The 18509-nt window shown below is 65.3% G+C and carries 16 protein-coding genes; 7 read left to right on the top strand and 9 right to left on the bottom strand.

The window, feature by feature from the left end; translation table 11 throughout:
- The first annotated feature begins 12 nt into the window (after positions 1-12).
- The gene (gene tilS, locus AB7532_RS30815; RefSeq protein WP_441238430.1) at positions 13-1092 is read left to right on the top strand and encodes a tRNA lysidine(34) synthetase TilS; all 1080 of its coding nucleotides are present in this window, start codon (positions 13-15) and stop codon (positions 1090-1092) included.
- 279 nt (positions 1093-1371) lie between these two features.
- Positions 1372-3294 (top strand): ATP-dependent zinc metalloprotease FtsH, encoded by a 1923-nt coding sequence (ftsH, locus tag AB7532_RS30810; protein WP_441238429.1) that lies wholly within the window; start codon positions 1372-1374, stop codon positions 3292-3294.
- A 488-nt stretch (positions 3295-3782) separates the two neighbouring features.
- On the opposite strand, the gene AB7532_RS30805 is transcribed toward ftsH, so the two are convergent.
- From AB7532_RS30805 to AB7532_RS30785, 5 genes are all read right to left on the bottom strand, one after another.
- Positions 3783-4640, bottom strand: a complete 858-nt coding sequence (locus AB7532_RS30805) for an alpha/beta fold hydrolase (protein ID WP_441238428.1) — start codon at positions 4638-4640, stop codon at positions 3783-3785.
- Between the two features lie 60 nt (positions 4641-4700).
- The gene (locus AB7532_RS30800; protein ID WP_441238427.1) at positions 4701-5579 is read right to left on the bottom strand and encodes a DMT family transporter; all 879 of its coding nucleotides are present in this window, start codon (positions 5577-5579) and stop codon (positions 4701-4703) included.
- Positions 5580-5664: 85 nt separating this feature from the next.
- Complete coding sequence (locus AB7532_RS30795) at positions 5665-6225, bottom strand: TetR/AcrR family transcriptional regulator (RefSeq protein ID WP_441238426.1); 561 nt, start codon at positions 6223-6225, stop codon at positions 5665-5667.
- A 190-nt stretch (positions 6226-6415) separates the two neighbouring features.
- Complete coding sequence (locus tag AB7532_RS30790; RefSeq protein ID WP_441238425.1) at positions 6416-7063, bottom strand: hypothetical protein; 648 nt, start codon at positions 7061-7063, stop codon at positions 6416-6418.
- A gap of 282 nt (positions 7064-7345) precedes the next feature.
- On the bottom strand, positions 7346-8842 hold the full coding sequence (locus tag AB7532_RS30785; RefSeq protein WP_441238424.1) for a hypothetical protein: 1497 nt from the start codon (positions 8840-8842) through the stop codon (positions 7346-7348).
- Between the two features lie 290 nt (positions 8843-9132).
- Here AB7532_RS30785 and AB7532_RS30780 point away from each other — a divergent pair, with 290 nt between their 5' ends.
- Both AB7532_RS30780 and AB7532_RS30775 read left to right on the top strand, forming a co-directional pair.
- The gene (locus tag AB7532_RS30780) at positions 9133-9297 is read left to right on the top strand and encodes a Flp family type IVb pilin (protein WP_441238423.1); all 165 of its coding nucleotides are present in this window, start codon (positions 9133-9135) and stop codon (positions 9295-9297) included.
- A 480-nt stretch (positions 9298-9777) separates the two neighbouring features.
- Positions 9778-10458: a TetR family transcriptional regulator gene (locus tag AB7532_RS30775; RefSeq protein ID WP_441238422.1), complete on the top strand. Its 681-nt coding sequence runs from the start codon at positions 9778-9780 to the stop codon at positions 10456-10458.
- 155 nt (positions 10459-10613) lie between these two features.
- Here the strand turns inward: AB7532_RS30775 and pyk are convergent, their stop codons facing one another.
- Positions 10614-12050: a pyruvate kinase gene (gene pyk / locus AB7532_RS30770; protein WP_441238421.1), complete on the bottom strand. Its 1437-nt coding sequence runs from the start codon at positions 12048-12050 to the stop codon at positions 10614-10616.
- Positions 12047-12646 (bottom strand): DUF1036 domain-containing protein, encoded by a 600-nt coding sequence (locus tag AB7532_RS30765; RefSeq protein ID WP_441238420.1) that lies wholly within the window; start codon positions 12644-12646, stop codon positions 12047-12049. The genes pyk and AB7532_RS30765 overlap by 4 nt, the downstream gene beginning before the upstream one ends.
- A 173-nt stretch (positions 12647-12819) precedes the next feature.
- Between AB7532_RS30765 and AB7532_RS30760 the strand changes: the two genes are divergently transcribed.
- The 3 genes from AB7532_RS30760 to AB7532_RS30750 all read left to right on the top strand — a co-directional run bounded on the left by AB7532_RS30760 (position 12820) and on the right by AB7532_RS30750 (position 14205).
- A complete protein-coding gene (locus tag AB7532_RS30760; RefSeq protein WP_404523837.1) occupies positions 12820-13125 on the top strand; it encodes a DUF1244 domain-containing protein in 306 nt (101 codons plus the stop codon).
- Positions 13126-13324: 199 nt separating this feature from the next.
- Positions 13325-13597: a DUF2312 domain-containing protein gene (locus AB7532_RS30755; RefSeq protein ID WP_441238419.1), complete on the top strand. Its 273-nt coding sequence runs from the start codon at positions 13325-13327 to the stop codon at positions 13595-13597.
- Positions 13598-13779: 182 nt separating this feature from the next.
- Positions 13780-14205, top strand: coding sequence for a DUF1801 domain-containing protein (locus AB7532_RS30750; protein WP_441238418.1), 426 nt, complete (start codon positions 13780-13782; stop codon positions 14203-14205).
- Positions 14206-14243: 38 nt separating this feature from the next.
- On the opposite strand, the gene AB7532_RS30745 is transcribed toward AB7532_RS30750, so the two are convergent.
- Both AB7532_RS30745 and AB7532_RS30740 read right to left on the bottom strand, forming a co-directional pair.
- Positions 14244-15863 carry a DUF882 domain-containing protein gene (locus tag AB7532_RS30745; RefSeq protein WP_441238417.1) on the bottom strand — a complete coding sequence of 540 codons (1620 nt, stop codon included), beginning with the start codon at positions 15861-15863 and terminating at the stop codon, positions 14244-14246.
- 279 nt (positions 15864-16142) lie between these two features.
- A complete protein-coding gene (locus AB7532_RS30740; RefSeq protein ID WP_441238416.1) occupies positions 16143-18356 on the bottom strand; it encodes a L,D-transpeptidase family protein in 2214 nt (737 codons plus the stop codon).
- Positions 18357-18509: the final 153 nt, after the last annotated feature.

Raw genomic sequence — 18509 nt, 5'->3', positions numbered from 1 at the left:
GATTGCAGCGTCATGTCAGACGACGACAATTCACCGATCTCGGCGCGCGCGGCGAAGCAGCTCTTCGCCGGGCTCCGAAGCGCGCCCGCACTGGTGCTCGCCGTGTCCGGCGGGCCCGACTCGGTCGCCCTGATGTGGCTCGCCGCGCGCTGGCAGCGCAGTTTTGCACGCGGCCCTCGTCTTCTCGTCGTCACCGTCGATCACGGCCTGCGTCCCGAGGCCGCCCGCGAGGCGCGCGAGGTCAAGCGGCTCGCCACCGGGCTCGGCCTCACCCATCGGACTTTGCGCTGGCGCGACGCCAAGCCGAAGACGGGATTGCCTGCCGCGGCGCGCGAAGCCCGTTACCGCCTGCTTGCGCAGGCCGCGCGCGCCGCCGGCGCGAGCCATGTGCTGACCGCCCACACCCGCGACGACCAGGCCGAGACCCTGCTGATGCGCATGCTCCGGGGCAGCGGCCTTGCCGGGCTCTCGGCGATGGCGCGTGTCACGGAGCGCGACGGCATCGTGCTGACACGGCCGCTGCTCGACGTTCCGAAATCGCAGTTGATCGCAACCTTGAAGCGGGCCGGATTGGGCTTTGCCGACGATCCCACCAACCGCGACATGCGTTTCACCCGGCCGCGGCTGCGCGCGCTGCTGCCGCAGCTCGCCGCCGAGGGTGGCGACAGCAGGAGCCTTGCGCGGCTCGCAGCCAGGCTGTCGCGCGCCAATGCGGCGGTCGAGGTGATGACCGATGGCGCCGAGCGCTTCCTTCAACTGCGGACACGCGGCGATGCGCCGCAGGCGGGTGGCCGCCGCTTCGAGGCCCAGACTTTCTTCGAGGCTGAGGCCTTTGCCCTCCTTCCGGAGGAGGTCCGGCTGCGGTTGCTGTTGCGAGCGGTCAATTCCCTCGGCCACGAAGGCCCTGCGGAACTCGGCAAGGTCGAGTCCCTGCTGGCCGCGCTCGATCAGGCCATCGCCGCAACTCCCCGCGCAGCCGCAAATGGCCGTGCGATCCTGAAGCAGACCCTTGCGGGAGCCTTGATCAGCCTTGCCGGGGGGCGTATCCACATCACGGCTGCGCCGGCTCGCCGGTCCAGAGGCGGATCATGACACCGGCCATTTGCGATGTGTCGCGTCAGGACATCTTAACTAGGCAGGAAAAACCCCGGCCAGGTCGCCATTATTTCAGCGGGAATCGCTCTAAGATGGGATAAATAGTCCCATCTCGTTCCCTTGGCAGCGACCGGGGCGGCACCTAGATTGTACGGGTCAAACCGAGAGGATTCCTTGGGGATTTCCTCGCACGACCCAAAGAGCTACCCAAATAAGCGACCCCAATAAACGACCCAAGGATCAGGCCGCGATCCGCGCGACCACGAAGGAAGATCGATGAACGCCAATCTGCGCAATTTCGCCCTCTGGGTCATCATTGTCTTGCTGCTGTTGGCGTTGTTCACGCTCTTCCAGAATCCGGGTCAGCGCGCGTCCTCGCAGGACATCGCCTTCTCCCAGCTCCTGAGCGAAGTTGACCGCGGGAATGTGCGCGACGTCGTGATCCAGGGGCCTGATATCCACGGCACCTTCACCAACGGCTCGAGCTTCCAGACCTATGCGCCGAGCGACCCGACGCTGGTGAAGCGCCTCTATGACAGCAAGGTCCAGATCACCGCGAAGCCGCCCGGCGACAACGTGCCGTGGTTCGTCTCGCTGCTGGTCTCCTGGCTGCCGTTCATCGCGCTTATCGGCGTCTGGATCTTCCTGTCCCGCCAGATGCAGGGTGGTGCCGGCAAGGCGATGGGCTTCGGCAAGTCGCGTGCGAAGATGCTCACCGAAGCGCATGGCCGCGTCACCTTCGAGGACGTCGCCGGCGTGGACGAAGCCAAGCAGGACCTGCAGGAGATCGTCGAATTCCTGCGCGACCCCGGCAAATTCCAGCGCCTCGGCGGCCGCATTCCGCGCGGCGTGCTGCTGGTCGGCCCTCCCGGCACCGGCAAGACCCTGATCGCGCGTGCGGTCGCGGGCGAAGCCAACGTGCCGTTCTTCACCATCTCGGGTTCTGACTTCGTCGAGATGTTCGTCGGCGTCGGCGCCTCCCGTGTGCGTGACATGTTCGAGCAGGCGAAGAAAAACGCGCCCTGCATCATCTTCATCGACGAAATCGACGCGGTCGGTCGTCACCGTGGCGCCGGTCTCGGCGGCGGCAACGACGAGCGCGAGCAGACGCTGAACCAGCTGCTGGTCGAGATGGACGGCTTCGAGGCGAACGAGGGCGTGATCCTGATCGCCGCGACCAACCGTCCCGACGTGCTCGATCCCGCGCTGCTGCGTCCCGGCCGCTTCGACCGTCAGGTCGTGGTGCCGAACCCCGACGTCGTCGGCCGCGAGCAGATCCTCAGGGTTCACGTCCGCAAGGTGCCGCTGGCGCCGGATATCAACCTCAAGACCATCGCGCGCGGCACGCCCGGATTCTCCGGCGCCGACCTGATGAACCTCGTCAACGAAGCCGCCCTGACCGCCGCGCGCCGTAACAAGCGCATGGTGACCCAGTCCGAGTTCGAGGAAGCAAAAGACAAGGTGATGATGGGCGCCGAGCGCAAGTCGCTCGTCATGACCGAGGAAGAGAAGCTGTTGACGGCCTATCACGAAGGCGGTCACGCCATCGTCGGCCTCAACGTCGTCGCGACCGATCCGATCCACAAGGCGACCATCATTCCGCGCGGACGTGCGCTCGGCATGGTCATGCAGCTCCCCGAGCGCGACAAGCTGTCGATGTCCCTGGAGCAGATGACCTCGCGCCTCGCCATCATGATGGGTGGCCGCGTCGCCGAAGAGCTGATCTTCGGCCGCGAGAAGGTGACCTCGGGCGCGTCCTCCGACATCGAGCAGGCCACGCGTCTGGCGCGCATGATGGTGACGCGCTGGGGCCTGTCGGAAGAGCTCGGCACGGTGTCCTACGGCGAGAACCAGGACGAGGTCTTCCTCGGCATGTCGGTCTCTCGCACGCAGAACGCCTCTGAAGCCACCGTTCAGAAGATCGACTCCGAGATCCGCCGCTTCGTGGAAGAAGGCTACAACGAAGCGACGCGCATTCTGACCGAGAAGCGCGCCGACCTCGAAGCCCTGGCCAAGGGCCTGCTCGAGTTCGAAACGCTCAGCGGTGACGAGATCATCGACCTGCTCAAGGGCAAGAAGCCCAACCGCGAGTCCGTGCTCGAGCCGACCACGCCGCGCGCCTCCGCCGTGCCCCCGGCCGGCAAGTCGCGCCCGCGTCCCGACACGGACCCCGGCCTGGAGCCGCAGCCGCAGGCGTGATCGCCGGGCGACGGACGAAATTGAAAAACGCGGCGGCAACGCCGCGTTTTTTGTTGGCTGATGTTGATGGCTCTCGTGCCCCGGACGCGGTGCGGCGCGAAGTGCCGCTCCGCAGAGCCGGGGCCCATCTCTCCGCATTCCCCTGTGCCACTTCGCTGGGTCCCGGCTCTGCGCAGCGTCACTGCGTGCCGCAGCGCGTCCGGGACATGAGAGGATAGGGCGCTGAACCGCAAACTCCGTCATTGCGAGCGCAGCGAAGCAATCCAGGCTGTCTCTGCGGAAAGACTCTGGATTGCTTCGCTGCGCTCGCAATGACGATGTTAATGCAGCTGGGCTCTAACCACGTCGCCCGATCTCGTAGGGTGGGCAAAGGCGCAAAGCGCCGTGCCCACGATCTCTCGGCCGTCGCCACTGAAGTGGTGGGCACGCTTCCGCCTTCGCTCTTCGAGCTACGGCGAGACAAGCGCTTTGCTCACCCTACGATATTCTCACTTCGTCGCCGCTCTGCCACGCCCCAGAAACCGCAGCACATCGTCGTTGAACTGCTCGGGGTCCTGCAAGAACGAGAAGTGGCTGACCTCCGGCTGGATCAGCAGGCCGGCGTCGGGAATGCTCGCCGCCATGAACGCGGTGTTCTCGCGCTTGATCGCCTCGTCATGGTCGCCGTCCACGATCCAGGTCGGGACCTTGACGCCCGCGAGATCCGCCGCCGTCCATTTCGGCTGGCTCTCCCACATCTTCGTAATGTCCGAGACGAAGTTCTTGTAGTCGGTCGGGGTCGGCGACAGGCGCTTGTATTCCTCGCCGGCCCTCGCGATGTAGGCGTTGAACACGTCGCTCGTCGCGATATCCGCAACGCCTGACGGATCCGAATTCGCGGCGAAAGCGAACAGCCTGGTCACGCGCTCCGGGTGTTTCATCGCGATGTCGAGGCCGATGATGGCGCCGTCGCTCCAGCCGACGATCGCGGCCTTCCTGATCTTCAGATGATCGAGCAACCCGACCACGTCCGCGGCCATCAGATCGTAGCCATAGGGCTCCTGATTGCGGCTGCTGCGGCCGTGCCCGCGGCTTTCCATGACGACGACCTGATAGTGCCGTTGCAGCGCGCGGACCTGGTGGCCCCAGTAGTTCGCGTTGGCGAGGCCGCCATGCAGCAGGATGACGGGCTCGCCGCGGCCGTAGACGGCGTACCAGATCTTCACCCCGTTGACCGGCGCGAGACCGCTTTGGGTCGCCTTGGGCAAGGTCGGCGTCGGCGGCAGGTTCAGCCATCGCGGTGCCGCCTGCGCTGCGCCGAGCGAGACCGTGACGACAAGCGCGATGATCAAATTGCGAAACATCATGATGAGTAGCCCTGTTCGACGACAGGGCATTACCGCATGGCAACTATAACGCGTCACCTCTTAAGACGTTACGGATGTAGCGAACGTAGGTCGCTTCGATCTGACCTGCGTCAGCGCGACGCCCGAGGTCGCGAGCAGCCCGCCGGCGATCAGCTTCGGGGTCATGCGCTCGCCGAGGAACAGCACGCTCGACATCAATGCGAACACCGGCAGCAGCAGGCCGAAGGGCGCGACGCGGCTCATGGAGCAGCGCCCGATCAGCCAGAACCAGAGCCCGAACCCCAAAATTCCGCCGATGAAGATCGTGTAGGCAAGCGCCAGCCAGCCGCGTCCGTCCGCCGTCGCAAGGCTCGCCGCTTGCCCATGTTCGAGCAGCAGCGACATCACCAGGACCTGCGGCACGGTGAACAGCGACGACCACCCCATCAACATCAGTGGATCGAACGGGCCATGGCGTTTCGTCAGGACGTTGGACACCGCGAACGCGAAGGCGGCGCCGACCACGAGCAGCAGCGGAAGCATGTTGGCCGACAGGCCCGGTCCCGCCGCCAGCACGACCACGCCGGCGAAGGCGAGCAGCACGCCGGCGGAGGTGGTGAGAGACGGCCGCTCGCCAAGCAGCGGCCAGGCCAACAGCACGGTGAAAGGCGTCGCGAGCTGATAGGCGACGGCCGACAGGCTTCCCGAGCCGAGCCCGAGGCCGACATAGAACAGCCCGAAATTCAGGCCGCCGAGAAAGAGCGAAATCGCAGCGACCGGGCCGAGCTGCGCGCGCGTCGGCCGTCTGACGAACGGAACGAGCAGCAGGGCGATGGCGAGGAAACGCAGCGCGAGGAAGAAAAGCGGCGGAAACTCGGCAACGCCGAGCTTGATGACCACGAACTGATAGCCCCAGAGCAGGGGCACGGCCACGGCGCAGACGATCTGGATCGCAGTCATGGCGTCTTCTTTTCAAGACCGATCAGTCCATATATCGGCCAGTCGATGACGGAGGTGATCATGGTTGTTGACCTGCTGGCGTTGCCTATTTGATGAAGCGATCGAGCAGCGCGTCAGCGACAGCTTGCGACGTGGCCCGCGGAGGCGCCGTCTTGCCGACCACGCGCAACCCTTCGACGAAGCAGACGAGAATTTTGGCGGCACTTGCGGGATCGACACCCTCGGCCAGCTTTCCTGCAATCTTCGCACGGGACAGTGCATCCGCCACGCGGGTCTCCATGGCCTTGAAGAAGCCCGCAACGCGGCGCGCGACGTCGGCATCCTGGCCGGCCAGCTCCATCGCCGTGGCCACCAGCAGGCATCCACGCCGGCCGTTGGCCCCGCTCGTGCGCTCGACGTAACCGGAGAGGTAGGTCCGCAGGCCCTCGATCGAATCCTTGCCGGGAGCGAGTTCGACATCCATCCGCGTCACGGCATCCGCAATGTAGCGATCGAGCGCGCGCAGGAACAGCGAGTGCTTGTCGCCGAACGCCGCGTAGAGGCTGCCGCGCGAGAGTTTTGTGGCGTGAAGCAGGTCCGGCAGCGCGGTCGCGTGATAGCCGTGCGACCAGAACGCGTTCATCGCGCGTTCGACCGCGGCGTCCATGTCGAAGGTCCGGGGACGGCCACGGGGCGACTGCACTGGGGTTTGGCTAGGCATCAAGAATATATAGACCAATTGGTCTATATATATCAAGAGATATTCGATTGATGTCGTTTGGAATCGCGTCCAGCCGGAAAGGCACTCACTCGCTCCACGAACCCGCCGGTGAGCGCCGGTATTCGATCGATAAGCATCACGAAGCTATAACATTTACGGTGTCGCACCGGATCATGTCCTCGGGAAACTCTTTAAATGCGGGCAGCCATCTGTCCTTCCGTTCCCGAGGCACATTCAGCTCGTCGACCAGGCGATTGTGACGGTCCACGGCATCCCGCCAATACCCAAACATCACTTGAGAGGATGGGCCCAGCAAATAGGCTCCTAATCTCCGAGGTTCTCCAGGCGGGCCACCGACATCGCAATCAAGCGCATCCCAAGTTGTTTTGCCCTTGGGCAAATCAACCTTTCTGAGTGGCACGTATTCGCCGGTCGGATAAATCCGCAGAATCCAAAGCGCATACCCTTTCGGTGGATGCTTCCGAATTGTGCCGGACACATTCGTCTTGCCGACCAGCGCGTTTGTGGTTGGAAAGGTGATGGAGATTCCATACGGCGTCGCCGAGCGCGGCGGAACCAAAACAAGAAATGCGCCGATCAACGCCAGGAGCAATCCAACTATGCTCACAAAAATCTGAGCCCATTGCTGCTGGATTGGAAACCAATTGTTATAGGTGATCCCTCCAGCGGCTCCGAGTGCCACGAGAACGATGCCCGCGACGATCAGAAGCGATTGCGGGCTCTCAATCAGCTTTTGAAGTGCTTCGCCAATTGCTTTCCACATCAGAGCTTCCCCATTGAGGCGCGCGATGGTGCTTGCCGTCCATAATGAGCGGCTGCAAGCTGGTCTGCAATGTTAAATTGTGACGTCTCTCGAAGTTTCTCGGCGCGCGTGCCAGCGCTCGAAGGGCGGTTGGTAATTGCCTCAGTTGAGGGAGCTTGTTCGGGGATTTTCCGCCCGCTCAAGATCAAACGGCGAAGCCACGGGAGCACATGCTCAAGTCGGCTTCAAACCTCCTGGCGGGCAGCTGCATATTCTACAAGGACCGGCTCTAAAGTCGTGTCCTCACTTCGCCGTCGCCCCGTCCGCCTTCTCCCGCACATGCACCACCGCGATGTCATCCGTATAGATCCGCTTCCAGCCCTTGAGCTGGTCGAGGATCTGCGGGCCCGGGGCGTCGGCGACCAGGATCGTCGCGTCGATCTTGTGCGCGTCGAGCAGGCGCGGCAGCAGCTCGGGCTTCTTGCCCTCCGTCGCCTTGAAGAAGTCCATCACGAATTTCTCGCCGTAGAGCTCGGCGCGGCCGTCGACATAGACGGGGATGTCGCGCGAGATCAGGTAGCCGCCGAACTGGTACGCGTTGAAGACGCGCTTCACTCCAAGCTTCTCGATCAGGTCGGCCGCCGCAACCGGCGTCTGCCCCATTGTGAAAGTGAAGCGGTGGTGGCCCATGTAGAGCGAGGTCGAGGTCCAGGCCGCAGCAACGATCATCAACGCGCCGAGTGCCGTGACAGTGCGGGCCGGCCATCGGTCGACGTCGCCAGCGTCGCTTTGCGGACGCGCGAATGTCTGACGCGCGAATGTCTTGCCGAGCGGCTTTGCCAGCACCAGCGGCACCAGGAAGGCAAAGGCCTCGATGCTCCTGACATGGGTCAGCGCGCTCCAGGTCAGGAACAGGATCAGGAAGATCCGGGGCGCCGAGAGCACGATGCCGCGATAATAGCCGAGCGCGATCAGGCCGAGCAGGGCGCCTTCGAACGCGGTGAAGGTCGCAAAATTCGCCGGCATCCATTCGAAGATCAGCGTGAGCAGTTCGCCGAGGTTGAGGATGTTGGTCGCGCCCATTAGCGTCCGCCAGCCGTAGGGCGTGCAGCAACTGGCGATCAGCGCGCCGATGCCGAACAGCACCCAGCGCATGAACAGCCGCAGCCGCTGCCCTTTTTCGGCATGCTCGACCGCTTCGAGCGCAATCGGGCCGATCAGCGCGAGGCCCAGCACGAAGCCGCCATGCAGATTCGCCCAGAGCGCCATCAACGGCAGCCAGGTCCAGGACGGCGCGCTTCGACGGTCCGCAGCCGCCATCATCAGGCCGACCCACGCCACCATGACGGGCAGCGCCAGAATATGCGGGCGCGCCAGCACGTGATGCAGCCCCAGCAGCAGTGCCAGCATCGCGAACAGCACCGCGTGCGGCACTTCGATCTGTGCATCGAGCAGATAGACGAAGATCGCGGCCGTGAGCGCCATCCCGGTCGCGGTGAGGATCACGGGGCCAGCCCAGCCCCATTGCGCGTAGGAGAAGGCGAACAGAACCTGCGACAGCCACGACGTCGAGATCCAGGGCTCGCCGGTGCGCGTGAAGGAATAGAGGTCCGTGTAGGGGAGGGCGCCGTGATCGAGGATCCATTGCCCGATCTTGATCTGCCAGAACGAGTCGGAGTCCTGAAGCAGCGTGTCGCCGACGAAGAAGAAAAACAGATAGACGCCGGCACCGACGCAGAGCGGCACCAGTGCGCGCGCGCGGCTCTGCACCACGGTGCTGTTGGCAAAGGAAAGGGACATGCCGCCTCGTCGTTCTGATTGTTCTTCCGAGCGGACGGCATTCGACCACGCGCGGTCATAACTTCGAGTAAATCGCGCCCCGCAGCATGGACGCGGACGCCTGCAATTTAACGGATTGTTTTTATTTCTCCTTTACCATCGTCGAATACGTGCAATCCGCTTCGTGTTTACGCAGTCGAATTAACTGCGGCGCAATTCTTTGCGTCTACGTTCGGTTCCATGGTTGGGCGGCGCTGGGAAGCCGAAGACCACACCATTTGTAAGCCTCGTGTACTCTTTGGGAGCAGTCTATGAAGAACCTCGTTTCGCGTTTCATGAATGACGAATCCGGCGCCACCGCCATCGAATACGGCCTGATCGCTGCCGGCATCGCGCTGGCGATCATCACCGTCGTCAACAACCTCGGCAGCACGCTGAACACCAAGTTCGGCTCGATCTCGTCCAGCCTCAAGTAAGACCGGACGATCTGAGAGTTTCGAGAGCCCCGTCCTCGGCGGGGCTCTTTTCTTTTGGGTGGTGGCGTTGCCACAGCCGTCGTTTGGCGCTGCCAACGCGAATGGTTGAATCACTGGAGCGGCCGCGAACTCGGTGCACCTCTCCCGCTAGCCGGGGAGGTCGGCGCGAAGCGCCGGGTGGGGTTCTTTCCTCTGGGGGATTGTCCCGTCGCGGAGACACCCCCACCCCAGCCCTCCCCCGCAAGCGGGAGAGGGAGCGCACCTTTCGTGCGGCAAACCACCAAGCCGAACTTCGTCGTATCTGTGCCCGCATCGCCCGGCATGGCGCACCCGTCCGTTCGCCGTGACGCTCCACGCATTTGCATCTTGTCATCCACTCTGAATAGTTGTTCAGTCCTTGCGGGGCGATTTGCATCTCTTTGCAGTGACGAAGCGTTCAGCCGCGGGCGTGCGGCAAGCGTGTGGGACAGGAAGCGCGCCATGGTTTATCGGCGGACGCATCAAGTGGTTAAGCGCCTTGCGGCCAGGCGCAGTGCGATACTGGCGGCGGCGCGGGAGGCGGCGGCGGAAGGCGGGATGGCGGCGGTGCAGATCGCGCCGGTCGCCATTCGGGCCAGCGTCGCTGCGGGTACGGTCTACCGTTACTTTCCGTCCAAGGCCGAGCTGATCTCCGAACTGATTGCCGAAGTGTCGCGCGACGAGCTCGCCGCGATCCGCCGGGCTGCCGATGCCGCGCCGGGACCGTCCTCGGCGCTGGCCGCCGCGGTGACCACCGTGGCGGTCCATACGCTGTCGCAGCGCAGGCTGGCCTGGGGCATCCTGGCCGAGCCCGTCGACGTGGATGTCAGCGCCTCCCGTCTTGCCAGCCGCCGCGAGATCGCGGGCGAGATGGCGGCGCGGATCGATGCCGCCGTGCGGGCCGGCCATTTGCCGGCGCAGGATACCGCGCTTGCCGCCACCGCGCTGCTTGGCGCGTTGCATGAGGCGCTTGTGGGTCCGCTCGCGCCCGACAATCTCGAAGATCCCGCCCGGATGCGCGATGCCGTGCAGACCGTGACCCTGCTGGCGCTGCGTGCCGTCGGTGTCATGGACGCCCGCGCCCGCGGGCTGGTGGTGCAGCAGACGCTGCTGCCGACGGCGAAGGCGCTGGTCGGAGCCTGAAAGAGCGGGGCGCGGCCGAGGTGGAGACCTGGCCGTGCTCAGGCCATTGCCTGAGCATGCCTTTTCACGACACCCACGCAGATCGGCCGAGACCTCCTGCTACTGTGCATGGGGTTGTTTTCGACATTTTTGTTTTGGACGCGATCGGGCGCGCCTCAAATATCCGCGTCGCCCTCGGGGCCGACGGACGCAATGCGCAGCATGTTGGTGGTGCCGGGAATGCCGAGCGGCACGCCGGCGACGATGATCACGCGCTGGCCGGCGCGGACGAACCCGTCACGGAAGGCGATCTGGCCGGCGCGGCTCACCATGTCATCCTGATCGCGCGCATCGTCCGCCACCACGCAATGCACGCCCCAGACCACCGCGAGCCGGCGTCCGGCGTTGATGTTCGGCGTGATCGCCACGATCGGCGGCTTCGGCCGCTCGCGTGCGACGCGTGCGGCGGTCGAGCCGGAGCTGGTCCAGCAGATCAAGGCGGGCAGGTCGAGCGTCTCGGCGACCTGTCGCGCGGCATCGGCGATCGCGTCGCCTGCGGTGGCTTCGGGCGGCGGGCGCTGAGCGGTGAGCACGGAACGATACGTCGGGTCGCGCTCGACCTCCTCGCCGATGCGGTTCATGGTCGAGACGGCCTCGACCGGGAATTTGCCGGCCGCCGATTCCGCCGACAGCATGATGGCGTCGGCGCCTTCGTAGACGGCGGTGGCGACGTCGGAGACTTCGGCGCGGGTCGGCACCGGCGACTGGATCATCGATTCCAGCATTTGCGTTGCGACCACCACCGGCTTGCCGGCGCGGCGCGCCATGCGCGTCATCTGCTTCTGGAGGCTCGGCACGCGCTCGAGCGGCAGTTCGACGCCGAGGTCGCCGCGCGCCACCATCAGCGCGTCGGAGGCCTCGATGATGTCGGCGAGGCGGTCGATCGCCTGCGGCTTCTCGATTTTGGCCATCACGGCGGCGCGGCCGCGGATCATCTTCTTGGCTTCGAGCACGTCGTCGGCGCGCTGCACGAAAGACAGCGCGATCCAGTCGACGCCGGTGACCAGCGCAGCCTCGAGGTCGGCGCGGTCCTTCGGCGTCATCGCCGAGACCGGCAGATCGGTGTCGGGCAGGCTGACGCCCTTGCGGTCCGACATCCGGCCGCCGACCACGACACGCGTCACCGCGTGCTCCTTCGAGGTCTCCTCCGCGATCAGCCGCACCTTGCCGTCGTCGAGCAGCAGCGAATGGCCGGGCCGCAGCGCCGCCAGGATTTCCGGATGCGGAAGGTTGACGCGCGTGGCATCGCCCGGCGTCTTGTCGGCATCGAGCGTGAAGGTCTGGCCGTTCTGGAGCTGCACCGCGCCTTCGGCGAAGGCACCGAGTCTCAGCTTGGGGCCTTGCAGATCGACCAGGATGCCGATCGGACGGCCGTAGCTCGATTCGACATTGCGGATCGTCGCCACCAGCTCCCGCATCTTGTCGTGCGGGGTGTGGCTCATGTTGATGCGGAACAGGTCGGCGCCGGCCTCGAACAGGCGGCGGATCATCGCGAGGTCCGAAGAGGCAGGTCCCAGGGTCGCGAGAATCTTGATACGGCGAAGACGCCTCATGGCTTATTTCCAGACGGTGGCAGAGGGGCTGGCGGGAGACCAGGACCGGCGGGCGGCGTACCACCGGGCGGACTATTGGGCAAACCCGGAACGCCACCGCCAGGGCCCACCGGGCCCGGCAGGCCGGGTACGCGCTGTTGCTGTGACGGCTGCTCGTTGGCATCGGTGAGCTGCACCGTCCAGGCGCGCTGCTCGCCGGTGTCGACCTCGAAATAGCCGGTCCGGTCATAGCCGCGCGCCAGGCAGTCCTCGGTGCCGCGGATGGTGAATTCCTTGTCGCGCGTGCACATGAAGGCCTGGCCCGACCATTCGCCGCCGCGGTCGTAGTCGATCGCGTAGATGTAATAGTAGCGGGCCACCAGCGTTCCCCGCAGCAGGGTCTCGCAGGAACGGGACGAGATGTTCCACCAGCCCTCGGTGGTCCAGCCCTCGGCGTCCTTGTAGCCGAGCGCGATGCCGACCCGGCTCGAGGTGTTGTTGCAAAGCCGGAAATCGGCGGCGGCAGGGCTCGCCCAGAGGCACAGCCAGCCAACCACCAGCACCGGGACCAACCGGGCGAGCAGGCGAAGGGGGGAGCGGGGAGATTCGGCGATCATTGTCGCGGAACGTATACCAGATGATTGACGATTTGGCGTAGGGCCGGGCGAGCTGGCCCTGCGGGTTGGCTCACGGGCCGTTTGCGCCGCGATATGGCAAAATCTGTGACAGGCCCCACCTGATCCCGTAAGGGTGACCCAACAGGGGTCAGAGCGAATTCAGGGATCCAGCCATGGCAATCGACGACAAAACCAGAACGGAGCTCGAGGCTGCCGCGTTCCGCCGTCTGGTCGATCATTTGAAGACCCGGACCGACGTCCAGAACATCGATCTGATGAATCTGGCGGGCTTCTGCCGCAACTGTCTGTCGAACTGGCTCAAGGACGCCGCCGACGCGCAAGGCGTCGCGTTGAGCAAGGACGAGAGCCGGGAAGCCGTCTACGGCATGCCCTACGAGACCTGGAAGGCGAAGCACCAGGGCACGGCCACGCCCGAGCAGATCGAGGCGATGAAGAAGGTCCACCCCCACGGGCACTGACGCGGCCTTCGCCAGCAACCGGCTGAGTCGCACCACACAACAGCTTTCTTCTGCTCCCCGCAGGAAGGTGTGGGCGCGCTGTGGACGAGCGCGATGCTTGCTTGAACGCGGTCGGCGCCAACCCTAAGGGTCTACCCAGCACGCGCGGTGAGGGATGCCGGCGTCACCTCGTTTTGCCAGTTCCATTGGGAGTACCAAGATGGCCACCTCCGCCGCTGCCCGCGACGATGAGCCCGCAACGAAATTTGCCAAGGACCAGCTCAAATCCATCATCGAGCGCATCGAGCGGCTGGAGGAAGAGAAGAAGGCGATCTCCGACGACATCCGTGACGTCTACGCCGAGAGCAAGGGCAACGGCTACGACGTCAAGGCGCTGCGCGCCATCGTCCGCATGCGCAAGCAGGACCCGAACGAGCGCGCCGAGGCCGAGACGATCCTCGAGACCTACATGCAGGCGCTGGGGATGATCTGAGGCCCCGCTGTCGTGCTGGCGAACGCCAGGACCATAACCACAGGACGTGGTTATTGCGGCGGCTGGCAGTTGCAATATCGTTGCGCGGGCCTGATACCGCGTTTCACCGATAGATTCCGCGGTATGGGTCCTGGCGTTCGCCAGGACGACACCGGTGTTTTGGTTCTATGGGGGAGACCGCCGTGACTGCGCCGAAGCTGCCGCGCGAGGTTGACCGCGCCCTCGGTGCCCTGCCGGCGCCGATCGGCAAACGGTTGCTTCAGGTGCGCGACCTGATCTTCGCGACGGCCGCCGCGCATGACGATGTCGGCAAGCTGACCGAGACCTTGAAATGGGGCGAGCCGGCCTATCTGACCGATGAGACCGGCAGCGGCTCGACGATCCGGCTCGGGCGCCTGAAGGGCTCCGATCACGCCGCCATCCTGTTCAACTGCAAGACCACGCTGGTCGATACGTTCCGCGAGCGCTTTCCCGATCGGTTCGAGTATCGGCAGACGCGGGCGTTGCTGTTGCCGGTGGCCGGCAAGCTGCCGAAGCAGGAGCTATCGGTCTGCCTGTCGCTGGCGCTGACGTATCATCTGGACCGGCGCGGCAAGAAGGCGCGGTAGCAGCTACGAGACTGCGTCTGTGGAAACAGAACGCGCTATCAGCGCAGCGCCGCCGTCCGCATCACGAACGACGTGGTCGGGAGCTTTGCGGTCGCTGAGCCCGTAAAGCTGTCGCAGGACAGGCCTTGCATCGGATCGTCGGCAAAGCCCATCGCGACCACAGCCTGCGGCTTGACGAAATAGCCGCGCAGCGCACCCGTATCGACTTCACCCATCAGCGTCACCGACATCGCGCGGCTGGCGCTCGGCGACAGCATCACGATCTTGAGCCAGATGCTCTCGCCCTTGGCGGCGGAGAGGCGGGTCGCGGTCGCGATCATGCCGTCGGTGGTCTTGCCGACCACCGTGTTGATCTCGGTCGCCTGCGCGACATTGCGGGAGGCGGCCGGACGGGCGGAGCGCGGGATCGGCGCGGAGGCAGCAACGACGTTGGCGCGGTCGACCGGGGAGGCGGCCGGTGCGTAAGCCAGCGCTTGAAGGGTTGCGCTGGAGACGCTCGCGGTCGGTTGCGGATCGGTGGCGGCGGCGAGCGCCTGGCGCGTCCTCAGCGCGGCCACCTGCGCCGGCGTCGCCTGCTGCGGCGTGGCCGGGGTATCCCAGAAGCCGCGGGCATTGATGATGTCGGCCGGGGTCTCAGGCTTGCCGTCAACGGATTTGACGGCCGGCTTGTCAGCCACGGGCGCGGGCTTCGGCGGCGCAACGAGCTGCGCATCGGCCGAGGCGAGCTGGATCGTGGCGGCAACAGACGGTTTTGCGCGTGGCGTCGGCACCGGCTCAGCGGGCTTGGCGGCGGCAACCACCGTCGGCGCGACGGGCTTGGCGGCCGGGGTGGGTCCACCCTCGTCATCCTCGTCGGAGCTGCTGGCGGCCGGAGCCGGCTTGCCCTTGAACAGAGCGGCGAAGAAGTTCGGCTTGCTGCTGCCGGCATCGTCGCCATTGCCGCGGCGGTCGATGTCGGCCCGGGCGAGCTCATAGCCCTTCAGCGGGTTGCCGTCGGTCGGGACATGGACGGTGCGGCCGTCCGGGAACACGCGGGCGAGCTGGTCATGCGTCATGCGCGGCCAGTGCCGGATGCTGCCGGTGTCCAGATGCACGAAGGGCGAGCCGGAGGTGGGATAGAAGCCGACGCCGCCGCGCTGCAGGCGCAGGCCGGCGAAACGGATCTGCTCCAGCGCCACGCCCGGAATGTAGAAGTCCATCGCATGTCCCAGCATGTGCTGGCTGAAGCGCGCCACACCCGAGGAGCGGCGGCGGAGCATGGCATTGGTGGCGGGGGAGCGATAGGAGGAGATGATCTGGATCGGCTGCTTGCCGTCGACGTCGCGATAGACTTCCCAGAGGATGTCGAACAGGCGGCGGTCCATGACCGTCTCGTCCTGGGTGCGCCAGTCGCGCAGGAAATGGTTGAGCTGCTTCAGCGCGGCTTCGTCGTAGCGGCCGTCGCGCTTGAAGGTGACGGTGAGGTCTTCGCCGGAATGGGTGTGGTGGAAGGAGAGCGTCTTGGTCTCGTTCAGCGCGGCGGCGTTATGAACCGAGCCTGCGGCAGCAAGCAGCACTGCGGCAGCGAGGCCGATCCTGGATCCGGCCTTCACTCCCGCATGGGACAACGACAGCACAGCGATTTTGCGTGCGAGACCAGTCAGCACGTACGAGCCCACCCAGTCGACCAGCGTTCAAAATGGACTCTCCCGCTAACCCCGTTAGCGCGCGAAAGAGGATGAACGCTTTCTTAAAGCGAGAAGGTTAATTCGAGGTTGACCTTCCCGCCCCCAAAACCAAGTCAGACTACAATCCTAAACGGCTGAGTGTGGCAAAAAAACGCCCGCTGCCCGGGATCGAGTGGAGAATGGTTAACGTTAAGCGACCCCATCCATGGGACGGGGTCGCTGATTTTATTGAGGAATTTCAGGAAACAAGGGGCCGGGGCCGGGCAGGGCTCAGCGGGTAAATACCCGCTGCTGCTGCTGGGGACGGCGGCCGACCGGGGCCGGCGGCTGGGCAGGGGCCCCACCGCCGAACAGGCGCTCGAAGAAGTTCGGGCCGGACGAGCCGCCATTGTTGGCTACCGCCACGCCGTTCGGCAGCGTCGTGGCCGGGCGCGAATAGCTCGGCTGCGAGTGCGCCACGACGTTCTCGAGGTCCTTGCCGCGGCTGTTCTTCAGGATGTTGATCATGTTCGCGTCGCGGCCATAGACGTCCTTGCGGAACTGCAGCTTGCCGCCGTCATCCACGAACGCGGTCTGATAGGTGATGTTGACCGGGATCGGGGTCGGGAATTTCAGGTCGATCTCGCTCTTGCCGTACATGCCGCGCACGCGCTCCGGCGTGTACTTCTCGTTCGGCAGCGCGATGTTGAGCAGCACGGAGGCGTACTGATCCGGGTTCTGCACGCGCATGCAGCCGTGGCTGAAGGCGCGCTCGTCCCTCGCGAACAGGTTCTTGTCCGGCGTGTCGTGCTGATAGACCAGGAACTTGTTCGGGAAGTTGAAGCGGATGCGGCCGAGCGCGTTGGCTTCACCGGGCGGCTGCGAGATGTGCACCGAGCCGTCGCGGTTCTGCTCGAGCTTGAGGCCCATGCGCTGGAGCACGGTCGGGTCCTGCTGCAGCGCCGGCAGGTATTCGTTGTAGACGATCGACGGCGGCACGTTCCAGGTCGGGTTGACCGTGATGTACTTCATCGTCTCGGTCAGCAGCGGGGTCGCATGCGTGCCCGGCTTGCCGGTGACGACGCGGGTGGTCCAGACCTGCTGGCCGCGCTGCATCACCTTCAGTGTGTAGTCGGGAATGTTGAGGATGACATAGGCATCGCCCAGCGAGGGCACGCCGAGGTCGCGCGGCAGCCAGCGCCAGCGCTCCATGTTCACCAGCACGGTGTCGATCTGCTTGTCGCGCTTCGGCGTGTTGATCGCCTTGACCGTCTTGTCGTCGAGGATGCCGGTCGCCTTCATCTCGACGCTGTTCTGGAATTTGCGGACGGCGTCGGCGACGCTGGCGTCATAGCGGGTGTCGCTGGCGTTCTCGGCGAGACCGAGCTTGGTGCGGAGCTGCGGCACGCGCGGATCTTCCACGACCATCTCAGCCTGCTTCTTGCCGGCCGGGGTGTATTTCAGCGCCGGACCGTCGGCGATCTCGATCACCGGGCCGCTGCCCTGGCCGCGGAGCTCCGCGAGCTTGGCCTTCAGCTCCTTGTAAAGCTTGTGCGGCGGGTTGTAGCTGTCGAGCGCCGCGGAGGCGTTGGTCGCGGTCGTGATCTTGGCGAGCACGTCGCTCGGGTCGACCGGATGCTCGGGATAGAGGATGTCGCCGCTGACCTGCGACCAGTGCATGCGGCCGCTCTGGGCCTGGCGGGCATAGTCGAACATGCTGGCGGTGAGCTTCAGCTCGGCGTCCGCAAGCGCATCTGGCGTCGTCGCGGCAGCGAAATCCGGCACCGGATAGTCGGCGGGATTGAGACCGTCGGAGGCGGCATCCTTCAGCCGCGCGATCACGCCCTTGGCCGCGGCCGTCAGGCTGCCGGCTTGCGTCCACACCGGCGCGAAATCGCGTGCGCCGTAAAACTTCTCGATCGCCGCGCGCTCGTTCTTGCGGTCGAAATGGCGCGAGGTCTTGGCGCCGATGATGTCCTTGAGCTTGTCGGCGACCGGCTGGTCGGCAGCGGGAACGTTGCTCGCGGCCTTCACGGGCTCGGTGGCCGGAGCTGCTGCCGCGGCGGGAGCCGCAGGCGCGGCGGGCGTGGCGGTCGCAGTGTCAGCCTTGGCGGGTTCAGATTTTGCGGGCTCGGTCTTCGCGGGTTCTGTCCTGGCGGTCTCGCTCTTCGGCGCCTCGGTGGCGGGCGTCGTGGCGACGTCGGACGGCTTGGTCTCGACCTTGACGGGGGCCGGGGCGGCTTCGGCCTTCACGGACTCCTTGGCCGGCTCCTTCGCGGAGTCCTGCACCGTGGCGGTGGTATCGAGCTTGATGTCGGAAGCGGTCGGGGGCGGGACGTTGGCGGGCTCGGGGCGCGGGATCGCGGCATCGATCGCGAGCTCGGCGGCGCTGCTGCGCGCCTGATCCTGCGCCAGCGCCGAGCTGGCCGATACCGTGAGGAAGGTCGCTGCGACGGCCATCAAGACACGGTCGAAGCCTGCACGGTGGTTCAAACAGTCACGCATTGTGTCGCACCCCTCGGGTGAACTGCCCCTCGTGGAACAGCTTCGTTATCGCCTAATGAGCTTCGGCTAAAACCGCGCCGGCCTCTCGAAAGTTGCACGCCTGACGCAACGATTCCTACGCAGACGATATACAGGCCCCGTTTATGCGGCCAG

Source organism: Bradyrhizobium sp. 930_D9_N1_4, from assembly GCF_052076015.1.
GTDB lineage: Bacteria > Pseudomonadota > Alphaproteobacteria > Rhizobiales > Xanthobacteraceae > Bradyrhizobium.
Note: the sequence above shows the minus strand (reverse complement) of the source record. Positions and strands in the feature narration are given on the sequence as shown.

What these genes read in the sequence shown, in the direction of transcription:
- AB7532_RS30765 (WP_441238420.1), bottom strand. Translation starts at nt 12,646, where the DNA reads ATGATCGCCGAATCTCCCCGCTCCCCCCTTCGCCTGCTCGCCCGGTTG.
- AB7532_RS30775 (WP_441238422.1), top strand. Translation starts at nt 9,778, where the DNA reads ATGGTTTATCGGCGGACGCATCAAGTGGTTAAGCGCCTTGCGGCCAGG.
- ftsH (WP_441238429.1), top strand. Translation starts at nt 1,372, where the DNA reads ATGAACGCCAATCTGCGCAATTTCGCCCTCTGGGTCATCATTGTCTTG.
- tilS (WP_441238430.1), top strand. Translation starts at nt 13, where the DNA reads ATGTCAGACGACGACAATTCACCGATCTCGGCGCGCGCGGCGAAGCAG.
- AB7532_RS30795 (WP_441238426.1), bottom strand. Translation starts at nt 6,225, where the DNA reads ATGGACGCCGCGGTCGAACGCGCGATGAACGCGTTCTGGTCGCACGGC.
- AB7532_RS30800 (WP_441238427.1), bottom strand. Translation starts at nt 5,579, where the DNA reads ATGACTGCGATCCAGATCGTCTGCGCCGTGGCCGTGCCCCTGCTCTGG.
- pyk (WP_441238421.1), bottom strand. Translation starts at nt 12,050, where the DNA reads ATGAGGCGTCTTCGCCGTATCAAGATTCTCGCGACCCTGGGACCTGCC.
- AB7532_RS30805 (WP_441238428.1), bottom strand. Translation starts at nt 4,640, where the DNA reads ATGATGTTTCGCAATTTGATCATCGCGCTTGTCGTCACGGTCTCGCTC.
- AB7532_RS30780 (WP_441238423.1), top strand. Translation starts at nt 9,133, where the DNA reads ATGAAGAACCTCGTTTCGCGTTTCATGAATGACGAATCCGGCGCCACC.
- AB7532_RS30755 (WP_441238419.1), top strand. Translation starts at nt 13,325, where the DNA reads ATGGCCACCTCCGCCGCTGCCCGCGACGATGAGCCCGCAACGAAATTT.
- AB7532_RS30785 (WP_441238424.1), bottom strand. Translation starts at nt 8,842, where the DNA reads ATGTCCCTTTCCTTTGCCAACAGCACCGTGGTGCAGAGCCGCGCGCGC.
- AB7532_RS30740 (WP_441238416.1), bottom strand. Translation starts at nt 18,356, where the DNA reads ATGCGTGACTGTTTGAACCACCGTGCAGGCTTCGACCGTGTCTTGATG.
- AB7532_RS30790 (WP_441238425.1), bottom strand. Translation starts at nt 7,063, where the DNA reads ATGTGGAAAGCAATTGGCGAAGCACTTCAAAAGCTGATTGAGAGCCCG.
- AB7532_RS30760 (WP_404523837.1), top strand. Translation starts at nt 12,820, where the DNA reads ATGGCAATCGACGACAAAACCAGAACGGAGCTCGAGGCTGCCGCGTTC.